Origin of the sequence: Nitrosomonas eutropha, from assembly GCF_900116685.1 — a bacterium.
Lineage (GTDB): Bacteria > Pseudomonadota > Gammaproteobacteria > Burkholderiales > Nitrosomonadaceae > Nitrosomonas > Nitrosomonas eutropha_A.
In genome coordinates this window covers 195,976-208,313 of record NZ_FPBL01000003.1, presented here as the reverse complement: position 1 = coordinate 208,313, position 12,338 = coordinate 195,976, and the positions used below count along the sequence as shown (strand labels likewise).

Here is a 12,338-nt window from a genome sequence, read left to right as displayed (position 1 = left end):
TCTCGAAACAAAATGTCAGGTCTATAAGATAGTGAATGCTTATTTCCTTCGCGATGCGCCATGATAAATATTGCACTGCTACTTCTCCACAGAGTCGGCACCTTGACCTTGGAGTGATAGCAAAATCATGCACTTGCAGTATTGTACTTCTCGACATCATTGGATAGCTACACCTTGGTCATGTTTCTTGTGATTATTACAACTCTGTCTGTAATGATCACTCGTAGAAAACCTAACCAAAAGATATCCTAACGATATAAATGGCTGATTTAACTGTTTTATGTGCAATCCGTGTGATTGATAACTTTATGTGGGTACTGTTGTTGAAGTATGAATAACCATCATTTTTCGTATGTGTAATATTTTTTTCTCATGGGTTTTGTGTGGCCTGACTTTATTTATATTGAATTGTTCGGTTCTGGCAGCAGGTGGCAGCTATACCGTTGCAGATATTCAGCGCATGGGGTTGCAGGCCAATGGCCTGTTGCAGGCAGCACGTTCACAGGTTGATATTGCACAGGCGGGAGTAACCAGTGCATCGGCATTTCCCAACCCGGAAATAACCTTCATGGCCGGGCCTGATAGTCAGCGACTGCCAGAGATCGATACCGGACCATCTTCCATGCAGCGGCAGGTAACCGTCAGCCAGCCACTGGAAAATCCATGGGTGCGACGTGCCCGTATCAGGGCGGCAGAGTCCGGTGTTGAAGCCAGTCGCGCAAATCTGGAGCAGACCCGAGCAGATCTGGCGGCACAACTCCGGGTACATATCTATGAATTTCTGTTACGACGTGGCTTGGCAGAAATGGAATCGGATATTTTCAATTTGATGGGAGAAATTCAACGCCGCATCAAACTAAGTGTTGAATCGGGTGAAGTTGCCCGATTTGAGCTGATTCGGGCCGATACCGAGGTGATGACAGCGGCCAGCAGAAAAGAAGCAGCATTGTTGAATACAGAGCGGGCACGTATTGCCTTGTTGCAATTGACAGCGGGTGCTTTGCCTGCCGAATTTGATGTTGCTGCTTCACTCGGCGATCCGGTTGAATTGCCTTCACTGGAGATGTTGCGTACGGAATTACCCGCTACAAACCCGGAAATTCAGCGGCTGGAAGCAGAGCAGGATCGCACACGTTTACGTATTGATCAGGAGCGCGCTTCTGTGCTCCCGTCCGTGGATATTCTGTACAGCAATTATCAGGACAGGCAATTTACATCGAATATTGCCGGATTGAGCGTTCGCATCCCATTGTTTTATCAGCGACGAGGTGAAGTTGATGCGGCAGTTTCAGATGCGGCCAGGGTACGCGAAACACTCGACTATCGTCGCTACGAGATCGGCCGGTTGCTGGAGTCTGCCTGGCAGGCCATGGAGATTGCCAGGCGCAGGGTAGAGATGTTCGAAGGCGGCATCGTCAAGGAAGCGAAAGCTGCGCTGCGCGTGGCGGAAGCTGCTTTCCGGTTGGGAGAAAGAGGTTTTATCGAGGTGCTGGATACTCAACGGGTGCTGCGTAATGCGCGCTCGGAATTATTGCAGGCCCAGTTTGAATTGCAGACGGCAGCAGCAGAGATAGATCGGCTGCGAGCGCATTATCCACAGGAGTAATCTTTCCCAATGAGTTTCCAGATACAAATCATTGCAGTTGTTTTTACATTCGTAGTGCTTTCTATTTCGGGTTGCAGCAGCAAAGAAGAGCAGGATTCCCCAGAAAAACATGTTAAAGCGGAATCGGTTGATTCCCATACAATTTTTCTCAGGCCGGATTTGCGTCAAAGAGTTGAAACCGGTAAACCGTTTCTTGCTGATATCTCTGAAAAGCTGCATGTTCCCGGTCAGATTAAGGTGAATGAGACGAAACTTGTTCAGGTGGGAGCCAGTTTTACCGGAAGAATCGTCGAGGTTTATGCGCATTTGGGAGATAGTGTCGCAGCTGGTGCTAAATTGGCCAGGATTACAAGTCCGGAATTAGTACAGGCGCAATTGGCTTATCTTCGTGCGAATTCATTGGCCGTTCTGGCAGAGCGTGCTTCCATGCGTGCCAGACAGCTGTTCACTGAGGATGTCATTAGTGCCGCCGAGCTGCAGCGCCGAGAATCGGAATCGCAGGTTTCAAATGCTGAACTGAGTGCGGCCAAGGATCAATTACTTTTACTGGGAGTAAACAATCAGGCAATACAAGATCTGACCCGCCGTGGGCAGATTCTTCCATCTGTTGTGATTACTGCTCCGCGCAGTGGCACGGTTATTGTGCGTAATGTAGCACTTGGACAAGTAGTGCAGCCATCGGATCAATTATTTACTCTGGCTGATTTATCTGAGCTGTGGGTGGTGGGGGATGTTCCGGAATACGCTGCGCATTTTGTCGAGCAGGGGCAACATGTGGAAGTTCGTGTGCCGGCACTGGGTGATACAAGTTTTGACGGGACTATCATTTTCGTATCCGATATTGTTAATCCGTTGACGAGGACAGTTACTGTCCGTACTGAGGTGGATAATCCTGAGCGTAAGCTAAAGCCGGATATGCTGGCTACGGTTCATATTGATGAGCATGCGCGTGAACGTCTCGTCATCCCGGAAGGCGCAGTGGTGCGTGAGCATAATGAAGATCACGTATTTGTCGCCCGAGAAGATGGCGGTTTCACATTAACCCAAGTGAAGTTGGATGAACTAGTTAATCAGATGAGGCCTGTTCTGGAAGGATTAACACCAGATCAGCTGATTATTGTGAAGGGAGCCTTCCATCTGAATAACGAGCGTAAACGCAAGGATCTGGAATAGCGATGATTATTTCTCTGGTACGCGCCATGCTGGCGCAGCGTTTGGTAGTCATCGTGGTTGCACTGATTCTGATGGGATTTGGTCTGTATGCAGCACAGCGTTTGTCGGTTGATGCTTTCCCGGATGTCACCAATGTTCAGGTGCAGATTGCAACCGAGGCGGTCGGCCGCAGTCCGGAGGAAATAGAGCGGCTGGTGACTATTCCACTGGAAATTGCTATGACCGGGATGCCCGGACTGGAGGAAATGCGTTCTTTGAACAAGAGCGGCTTATCTATCATTACACTGGTATTTACCGATGCAACTGATGTTTATTTTGCTCGGCAACTGGTGATGGAGCGGTTGCTGGAAGTGGCCAGTAAAATGCCAGCCGGAATTACGCCGCGTTTGGGTCCGGTTTCCACAGGATTGGGCGAGGTGTATCAATACACGATAGATCATCCCGATGACGGGGAACGAGCGCTGACCGTGGAAGAGCTGACTAAGCGGCGCATTGTGCAGGACTGGATTGTCCGGCCAATGTTGCGTTCAATTCCCGGGGTGGCGGAAATCAATTCTCAAGGTGGGTACGTCAAGCAATATCATGTGCTGACGAATCCCAATAAGCTGCGTCACTATGACTTGACATTGGAGCAGGTAGAAAAAGCCATTGCAGAAAACAATGCCAATGCCAGTGGCGGGATTCTGCCGACAGGCAGTGAGCAGTACCTCGTCAAGGGCGTTGGGCTGATCCGTACACTGCAGGATATCGGCAATATTGTGTTGTCCGAGGAGCGTGGTGTACCCGTGTTCGTGCGTGATGTTGCGGAAGTGAAACTAGGCACGGAAGTGAGAGCAGGGGCCATCATCAAGGGCGGATATACGGAATCTGCTTCCGGAATCGTGTTGATGATAAGGAGCGGAAATGCCAAGGAGATCGTAGGGCGAGTCAAGGCAAAAGTAGCCGAGATCAATGAACAAAATCTGTTACCGGATGGATTGCAGATTGTTCCATATTATGATCGGACTGACTTGGTTGATGCTGCTTTATGGACAGTCAGCAAAGTGCTGATGGAAGGTATTTTTCTGGTTATTATCGTACTGTTCATCTTTCTGGGAGATGTGCGCTCCAGTCTGATCGTAGTGGCAACATTGGTAGTTACGCCCTTGCTGACATTCATGGTGATGAATCATCAAGGTATCTCCGCCAATCTGATGTCGCTGGGCGGGCTTGCAATTGCAATCGGATTGATGGTTGATTCGACCGTAGTCGTGGTGGAGAATGTCTTTCATCGGCTGGGCCATAGCGACAGTGCTCGTGAGTCACGCACGCATGCTATTGGTGAAGCTGTGGCCGAAGTAGGGACGCCGGTAATTTTCGGGATCTGTATTATTATTCTGGTTTTCCTGCCACTGATGACGCTACAGGGTATGGAAGGCAAATTGTTCAGCCCGTTGGCCTTTACGATTGCGATTGCCCTGGCGATTTCCCTGATCGTTTCGCTGACTTTGTCTCCGGTACTTTGTGCCTATGTTCTGAAGGGCGGGACTGCTGAACATGATACCTGGGTCATTGCCGGATTGAAGAAAGCCTATCGATCCCTGCTTAACACTGCTCTTAAGAGAGGGGGAGTCACAGTTATCACCGCACTGGGGTTGCTGTTGCTGTCTTTCATGTTGTTTCCATTTCTGGGGAAATCATTTATTCCTACCTTGCAGGAAGGTGCATTAACACCGCAGATTAACCGGGTGGCTTCGATTTCTCTGTCTGAAGCAATTGAAATGGAAATGGAAGCAATGAAGGCTATCTCACAGGTGCCGGGGGTGAAAAGTGTCGTATCCAAGCTGGGACGGGGTGAATCACCTGCTGATCCAGCCGGGCAGAATGAATCTGATCCGATGGTGACGCTGGATCCCAATTCCGGGCGAACCCAAGACGAAGTGGATGATGATATCCGAAAATTGCTGGAAGTACTGCCTGGTGTCAATATTGTTCTGTCGCAACCGATTGCGGAAAGAGTGGATGAAATGGTGACCGGTGTACGCTCTGAAATTGCCGTAAAAATTTTTGGGGATAACCTGGATAAATTACGCGAGCTGTCAGAACAGATCGCCCGCATCCTGCGTACTGTCCCCGGAGCACAGGATATCCGGATCGAACGCCTTTCCGGTCAGCAGTCGCTGACTATTGATATTGATCGTAACGCCATTGCGCGTAACGGCATCAATGTTGCTGATGTGCACGAGCTGATTGAGACTGCTGTAGGTGGCCGTGAAGTAAGTATTTTGTACGAGGGTGAGCGACGTTTTTCTATTGTAGTGCGTTTTCCACAACATTTCCGTGATAGCATCGAGAGTATCCGTAATCTATTGTTGCGCGCGCCGGATGGAGTGACCGTGCCTTTGTATACCGTTGCTAATATCAGCATTGTTGATGGTCCGGCGCAAGTTTCACGTGAAAATGCCAAGCGCCGTGTAGTAGTTGGTTCAAACGTTGAAGGCCGTGATTTAGGCGGCTTTGTGGCAGAGGTACAGGAGCGGATTGCTAAGGAGGTAAAACTGCCGGATGGCTATTTTTTCGAATGGGGCGGGCAGTTTGAGAATATGGAGCGTGCGATGAATACACTTTCGATTATCGTTCCTGTAACGATTGCTGCCATTTTCTTTTTGTTGTTCATGCTGTTCAACTCTATCAAACTGGCAGCTCTGATTATTCTGGTACTGCCATTTGCATCAATAGGTGGCGTATTCGGCCTGTTTGTTACCGGTGAGTATTTGTCGGTACCAGCTTCGGTTGGTTTTATCGCATTGTGGGGAATAGCGGTGCTGAACGGGGTGGTGCTGATTTCCTATATCCGGAAGTTGCGCGATGAAGGCGTCAGTGTCAAGGACGCTGTCATCAGAGGATGTGAGCAGCGTTTTCGTCCAGTGCTGATGACAGCTACCGTAGCGATGCTTGGGCTGGTTCCATTCCTGTTTGCAACTGGACCGGGTTCAGAGGTACAGCGGCCCCTCGCCATTGTGGTAATCGGCGGGTTGATTACTTCCACATTACTTACGCTGGTGGTGTTACCCGTGCTGTATCGCCGATTTGATCCTCCTCCGGTGACGCAGCAGTAAAAGTTTCACTCTGAGAACCTGTTCAATATCTCACTGAGAGGTGTATTACGGCGTTGAAATTGAATTCAAAATGCACATACACTTCAAGTATGCTCTGCTTTCTCGTTCAATTTTGCCTTGCACCGCGTTCCTTGATCAAGACCTTGAACAGGTTCTGAAGGATCGTCACAATATATATACCAGCTAGTGGATTTTATCCTGGTTAGAGTGACCCAGAAAACCGCCAGATTGGTGATTCCAAAGCCGGGCATAAAGCCCGTTGAGTGCCAGTAGCTCGGTGTGGCAACCCTGCTCAACGATGCGGCCGTTATCTAATACGATCAGCCGGTCCATTGTGGCAATGGTGGAGAGGCGATGAGCAATGGCGATCACAGTTTTGTTTTGCATTAACTCGTGCAGGCTTTGCTGGATACTGGCTTCGATATCGGAATCCAGCGCAGAAGTTGCCTCATCCAGAATCAGAATCGGCGCATTCTTTAGCAGCACCCGGGCAATAGCGATACGCTGGCGTTGTCCGCCTGACAGATTGACTCCACGCTCACCCACCATGGCGTCATATCCTCTGCGGCCGTGAATATCAACCAGATCCTGGATAAATCCGTGTGCATGCGCTTGCTGTGTGGCCAGTCGTATTTCTTCTTCGGTTGCATCGGGCCTGCCAAACAGAATATTTTCACGAATAGAGCGGTGTAGTAATGAAGTGTCTTGCGTAACAATAGCGATGCTGGCGCGCAGACTTTCTTGTGTCACAGTCTGGATATCCTGTTGGTCGATCTGAATACTGCCCTGTTGGATATCATAAAAACGTAGTAGTAGATTGATTAAAGTTGATTTACCGGCCCCGGAAGGGCTGACGAGACCAACCTTTTCGCCAGAGCTGATATGAAGATCAAGTGCCTCAAAAATACGGTGATCTTCATTCTTGATGTTGTTGTGATAGGAAAATTCAACCTGGTTGTAGTCGATCGCACCGTGGGTAACGGATAGTGGCACGGCACCGGGAGCATCCGTCACTGCATGCGGTTTGGCCAGCATGTTTATTCCATCCTGCACGATGCCGATGTTCTCGAATAATTCCCCAACTTCCAGCATAATCCAGTGAGACATCCCGGTTAGGCGGATGGCAAGACTCAGTGCAATGGCTATTGCACCAGTGCTGATGCTGCCGTCGAGCCACAGAGCAATTCCCAATGCGCCGATTGCAAAGACGGACAGCATGTTATTGATCCACACGCAGGTATTCAGCCAGGTCACTAGGCGCATTTGTGGATGCACAGTATCCAGAAATTCCTGCATGCCGTCCCGGGCGTAGTCAGATTCCCGTCGAGTGTGAGAAAAGAGCTTGAGTGTGAGGATATTGGCATAGCTGTCCACAATGCGCCCGGTCATGTTTGAGCGGGTATCTGCCTGAATTTTTGAGATACTTTTGAGTTTGGGGATGAAGTGACGCAGGATGCATAAATACACCGCCAACCAGATAATCAGCGGTATGCAGAGGCGAATGTCCGCATTTGCAATCAGCAGTAATGCCGTTGCAAGGTAGACGGTGACAAACAGCAAAACATCCAGAGTTTTGATGATTGTTTCGCGCACAGCCAAGGCTGTTTGCATGACCTTGGTTGCGATACGCCCGCTGAATTCATTCTGGAAGAAAGCGTAACTTTGATCAAGCAGATAGCGATGGGACAGCCAGCGAACGACCATGGGGAAATTTCCCATTAGAGACTGGTACAGAATCACTGAGTGGAAGAAAACAATAATCGGCATCAGTATCAGGATGAAAAGCGACAGTCCCAGCAAGGCCAACCTTTCCTGTTGTAAAAATGCTTGAGGGTCTTTCTCGGCCAGCCAGTCCACAATCGTTCCCAGCACACCAAACAGCATGGCTTCGCCAACGGCCACACAAAATGTGGCGATTGCCAGTAGCAGGAAGTAGATTCCTGAGCCTTGCATGTAGTGACGGCAGAACCGATAGAGTGTGGCAGGTGGTTCGGTAAGCTGGCCGGATGGAAAGGGGTTGATCAGGCGTTCAAAATAACGGAGCATAATTGTGTTTCAGAGAGGAGCTGTATAACGAAGGAATAACAGGTGCGCTGGCTGTTCGTGACGGCGCTCTTTTTCGAGATATTTTTATAACAGTGTAGCGGGGAGATTATATAGATTCTGCTATCGGTAATATGACCGAGAAAACAGTTCCTTTTGATATCTCACTGGATACATGCAGTTTCCCACCGATTTGTTCGACATATTCCCTGCTTTCAAACACGCCAATACCCATGCCAGCTGTTTTGGTTGTTTCAAAAGGGGCGAACAATTTCTCGCGGATAAATTGTTCACTCATGCCGTGTCCGTTATCCTCGATCTCTATTACAGCCCACCCCGGTTTTTTCCTGAGTCGCACCTCAACATATCCATCTTTGGGGGTTGCCTCGATTGCATTTTGTACCAGATGACCAAGCACGCGCTCCAGACGTGATGAATCGGCTTGTATATTTAGATTTAGATCGGTGATGTTAAGTACCGGCTTCGGTTCACAGAAGGATTTACTTTCAATGATCTGTTGCAGTAATTCATCCAGCGACAACAAAGAACCTTTTTCCTCATGCATGTTCCCGTTGCTGAGTTTTTCAAGTAAACGTTTCATTTTGTTGACGGATAGCGCTACGGTATCCAGCATATCCTGCTGAAATTCCGGGTTATCCCTATGTTTTTCCGCATTGGAAAGCAACAGCGAAAGCTGGGCAATCAGATTCTTGATGTCATGCACGATAAACGTAGACATGCGATTGAATGATTCAAACTGTCGTGCCGTGGAGAGTGCCTGGGTTGCTTCGTACTGCGCTAGATAACTTGCTGCCTGGCTTCCTGCCACTTTCAATAAGTCCCTGACTTCCCAATCAAACTTGATCGTACTTCTGGGTTCGGTCAGCACTACAAATCCCAGTAGCTCTCCATGCAATATCAGTGGCACTACCCAGCGTGCCTTGGGAATAGTGGGCAACCAGTCGGGTAATACCATGGCGGCGTATTGCTGCGGCCCGGAATCATGCTGATATAAATCAATTACCCAGGAACTTTCCTGCATAAACCGGCAGAAATGATTGTTAATTTCGACAGATGTATCAATGTATGGAATATTCCAGCGTGCGATCGGTTGATAGGCATGATTTTGTTCCGATTTGAACCACACTCCTCCAGCCGGGCTTTCAACCAGCTGAGCGAGTGATTTGATCACGCGAATCCTCAATTCTGTTTCTTCTTCAGATAGGGTGCGCGTAAAGCGTAGCCATTCTTCACGATAGTCATAGTTATAGCTGAAAAAATGCTTACTGATGAATACCTTGAGCCAGGAACGTGTCGTCCCGGAAAATAGTACAGTAATCAGCAGAACAATCGCACCGAACAGGAAAGTCAGCTGGAAGATCGTGCCCCAGGTCCCGCCCGAGAATCGGAGGTAATAACCGGCCGCAGCCATTAACAGCAGGTAAATAGCGGTACCAAATAGTGCTGTGGAGTAAAACAGGATGCGTCTTGAAACGGCAATGCCAACTGTCCATTTAGGGTTGCGCGCTGCCGAAAGTGCGATCAGGGGAACGATAAGTGTATTGACCCACCCCCGGGCAGCCCAGATATCAAGGCTTATTTTTCTGAACAATAACGCATCGCTGTACAAATAAAAATCATAAACAAATAGTCCTCCGATACCCAGGCAAATGAATTTAATCCCCCAGCGTTGTTCGTGGGGGGTGTTCCGATAATACTGCTCCACCAGAATCATGCCAATGATGGCCATTGCCACCCATGTAAGAAGCTCGAAGGAGGAACCAAGTTGATCCGGATTAGCACTGGCGGCGTGACTGAAAATGATTGTTTGTACTAGACAAACCAGGTAGAACAGAGCGATGGCAGTAACGGCCGGCCTGATTCTGGGGAAGGTTTTATTTGTTTTGCCGGACTGGAAAGGCCCCAGCAAGGTGATCAGGAATGTAGTCAGAGCAGCATTTCGTAATATTTCCAGTATTTGAGGCAGCAGAGGATCTGAATAGTCCCAATAGGATAATCCGGCGATTGTTGCCGCCCACATTGAGGATATGATGCAGGCAGTTGCCAGTAGCAAGCCATAAAGACGGCCTCGCCAACTGGTTATCAGCAGCATGAATAAAAAGAAAAAAGCAAGCGCTGCCGCAGCGTAACTTAGGGTCGTCATGACAGTCAGTACGGAGAGAAAATGTAGCTACCATCGTGATTACCGATACTCACCGGCTGCCTTTGCTCAGCAGTACGACACCTACGGTATTGATCAGTATGATGAAATCAAGAAACAGGCTATGGTTCTTGACGTAATACAGGTCATATTGAAGTTTTTCAATAGCATCTTCTACAGACGCTCCATAAGGATAGCGAACTTGTGCCCAGCCGGTAATGCCGGGTTTGATGCTATGTCGCAGGTTGTAGTATGGAACTTGTGCGCTGAGTATATCAACGAAGTGAGGACGTTCAGGCCGTGGCCCGACAAAACTCATTTCACCTCTAAGTACATTAATGATTTGCGGTAATTCATCAATTCTCAACTTGCGGATAATTTTCCCCACCCGCGTTACGCGAGGATCATCAGCCGTAGCCCACTGCGGTTTTCCACCTTTTTCCGCGTCGTTGAACATGCTGCGGAATTTGAAAACCATATAGGGTTTTCCGGCATGTCCCACTCTTTCCTGACGATAGAATATAGGCCGCCCATCTTCAATCAGAATCAGCAAAGCGGCCAGCAATATGACTGGCAACGTAACAATCAGCAACAACAGACTGGCAGTGATATCGAATAGGCGTTTGATCAGCGTTCTCAACGCCCCTTGTTTAAAACCACTGCCGAACACCAGCCAGCTGGGATAAAGTGAGTCCATTTGCAGATGACCGCACTCCCTTTCATAAAATCCAACCAGATCAATTACCCTTATGCCGTTTATTCTGCACTCCAGCAATTCCTGAATAGGATAGGTACCTCCCCGTCTTTCCCGGGTCGAAACAATGATTTCACTGATATTATGCTGATTGGCCAGCGAGATCAGCGAACCTGTTCTCGGGATAATCATATCAACCGGTACATGCCGGCTTTCTTTATCCAGCGGAACAAATCCCACGATCCTGAAGTTAGACAGATTAGGATTTTTTCCAGTTAGATCAAACAGTTCTCCGGCACTGGCGTCAACACCCAGTACCAGCGCCCGGTAACGTAAATTATCCAGACCTTGCCATCTGAAAAAAAACAGCCGGATGAACAGTATTAGCAGCAAGGCCAGCAGCATTACGATAGCTAGTAAACCACGGCCAAAATAAAGATCCGGAAACAGGTAAAAAATCAGAGTGATAAAACCGAAGCCTAACGCAAAGGATGGCAGCAACCTGAGTAGAATACCCTCGAAATCCTGTCGGCCTTCCATCTGGTACATGCCCAGTGCGGCCATGCTGGCGATGATAACGAAAGTAAAGGTAATTGCCCCGGGCAGCTGGGAGATCAGCAGCTCAGGCATTGTGCCATCCCACTGCAGAAACCGGATGGCTGCTCCCGCAAAAAAAATCCCGAGCAGTGCAACAGTTTCAATACTGGCAAGCAGTACCGAAAATCTGGAAATATAATGATTGGCTACTTGAATCAAAATACCTCCTTGCTAAATTGATGTGTAAACGATTGGGCAGATAAAAAAACAGCGAGTGTCGTTAAAGACAAGCTATTCTACTAGCATAAATTAATTAGAAGTTACTTGGCTGCTTTGTTTAAGCAAATCAATGATGTAATTACCTGGAATGGCATAACTGATTCCGCTTGGATCACTCAGTATAGATTCCTTTTTACCTTTTACAAAGACCATATTTACCACGCCATAAACTTCACCCGTGTCCGGATCGTAGAGTGGACTGCCACTGTTACCGGGATAGGCTGTGCCATCCAGCTGAAATACCTTGTAGGCTGATCTTTGCAACTGGCGAATTTTTGCTGCATCAAGCTGTCTAGCATTTTGCGCAGGTAGTATGACCGGGGTAATTGAAGAGATAGTAGCTCGATGGGTCACCGGGTAGAAACCAAGCACCATTCCAATCGGGAAGCCGGTGAATGCCAGTAATTTTCCTTCTCTTATTTCGCTGGCATTTCCCAGTTTCATTACGGGTAAAGCAGCTCCCTCGAAACGCAGCAGAGCCAGATCATGTTCCTTGTCCAGAGCAACTATAGTGGCATTTCTCAGTTCTGGTTTATCACCTTTGCCAGTTATGATGATTAATGAATCTTTATTCTTATCAGTGGACAGATCAGAAATTACATGAACATTGGTTATGACATGCAACCCATCTTCGATTACAAAACCCGTTCCAAGAAAATTAACAGGGGGTGAACGTAATTTGTGGAAAGAGCCTACTCCGACAATTGCCGGTTTGACCCGCTCTATTGTTTCCACCATGTCAGCTTG

Annotated in this window: 7 protein-coding genes; 3 read left to right on the top strand and 4 right to left on the bottom strand. The window is 48.3% G+C overall.

From position 1 onward, the window contains the following. The first annotated feature begins 403 nt into the window (after nucleotides 1-403). Genes BM331_RS05525 through BM331_RS05515 form a run of 3 tightly spaced genes read left to right on the top strand, consistent with a single transcriptional unit; the run spans nucleotide 404 to nucleotide 5,877 of the window. The gene (locus BM331_RS05525; protein WP_256214825.1) at nucleotides 404-1,606 is read left to right on the top strand and encodes a TolC family protein; all 1,203 of its coding nucleotides are present in this window, start codon (nucleotides 404-406) and stop codon (nucleotides 1,604-1,606) included. 9 nt (nucleotides 1,607-1,615) lie between these two features. Next, nucleotides 1,616-2,779, top strand: a complete 1,164-nt coding sequence (locus tag BM331_RS05520; protein WP_074927785.1) for an efflux RND transporter periplasmic adaptor subunit — start codon at nucleotides 1,616-1,618, stop codon at nucleotides 2,777-2,779. A 2-nt stretch (nucleotides 2,780-2,781) separates the two neighbouring features. Continuing rightward, nucleotides 2,782-5,877 carry an efflux RND transporter permease subunit gene (locus BM331_RS05515; RefSeq protein WP_074927783.1) on the top strand — a complete coding sequence of 1,032 codons (3,096 nt, stop codon included), beginning with the start codon at nucleotides 2,782-2,784 and terminating at the stop codon, nucleotides 5,875-5,877. Between the two features lie 183 nt (nucleotides 5,878-6,060). Here BM331_RS05515 and BM331_RS05510 read toward each other — a convergent pair whose 3' ends face one another. From BM331_RS05510 to BM331_RS05495, 4 genes are all read right to left on the bottom strand, one after another. Then, nucleotides 6,061-7,923 (bottom strand): ABC transporter ATP-binding protein, encoded by a 1,863-nt coding sequence (locus BM331_RS05510; RefSeq protein WP_074927782.1) that lies wholly within the window; start codon nucleotides 7,921-7,923, stop codon nucleotides 6,061-6,063. Nucleotides 7,924-8,029: 106 nt separating this feature from the next. Beyond that, the gene (gene prsK / locus BM331_RS05505; protein WP_074927780.1) at nucleotides 8,030-10,084 is read right to left on the bottom strand and encodes an XrtA/PEP-CTERM system histidine kinase PrsK; all 2,055 of its coding nucleotides are present in this window, start codon (nucleotides 10,082-10,084) and stop codon (nucleotides 8,030-8,032) included. Between the two features lie 49 nt (nucleotides 10,085-10,133). After that, complete coding sequence (locus tag BM331_RS05500; RefSeq protein WP_074927779.1) at nucleotides 10,134-11,531, bottom strand: TIGR03013 family XrtA/PEP-CTERM system glycosyltransferase; 1,398 nt, start codon at nucleotides 11,529-11,531, stop codon at nucleotides 10,134-10,136. A 90-nt stretch (nucleotides 11,532-11,621) separates the two neighbouring features. Beyond that, nucleotides 11,622-12,329: a S1 family peptidase gene (locus tag BM331_RS05495; protein WP_256214824.1), complete on the bottom strand. Its 708-nt coding sequence runs from the start codon at nucleotides 12,327-12,329 to the stop codon at nucleotides 11,622-11,624. Nucleotides 12,330-12,338: the final 9 nt, after the last annotated feature.

What these genes read in the sequence shown, in the direction of transcription:
- BM331_RS05520 (WP_074927785.1), top strand. Translation starts at nt 1,616, where the DNA reads ATGAGTTTCCAGATACAAATCATTGCAGTTGTTTTTACATTCGTAGTG.
- BM331_RS05515 (WP_074927783.1), top strand. Translation starts at nt 2,782, where the DNA reads ATGATTATTTCTCTGGTACGCGCCATGCTGGCGCAGCGTTTGGTAGTC.
- BM331_RS05510 (WP_074927782.1), bottom strand. Translation starts at nt 7,923, where the DNA reads ATGCTCCGTTATTTTGAACGCCTGATCAACCCCTTTCCATCCGGCCAG.
- prsK (WP_074927780.1), bottom strand. Translation starts at nt 10,084, where the DNA reads ATGACGACCCTAAGTTACGCTGCGGCAGCGCTTGCTTTTTTCTTTTTA.
- BM331_RS05495 (WP_256214824.1), bottom strand. Translation starts at nt 12,329, where the DNA reads ATGGTGGAAACAATAGAGCGGGTCAAACCGGCAATTGTCGGAGTAGGC.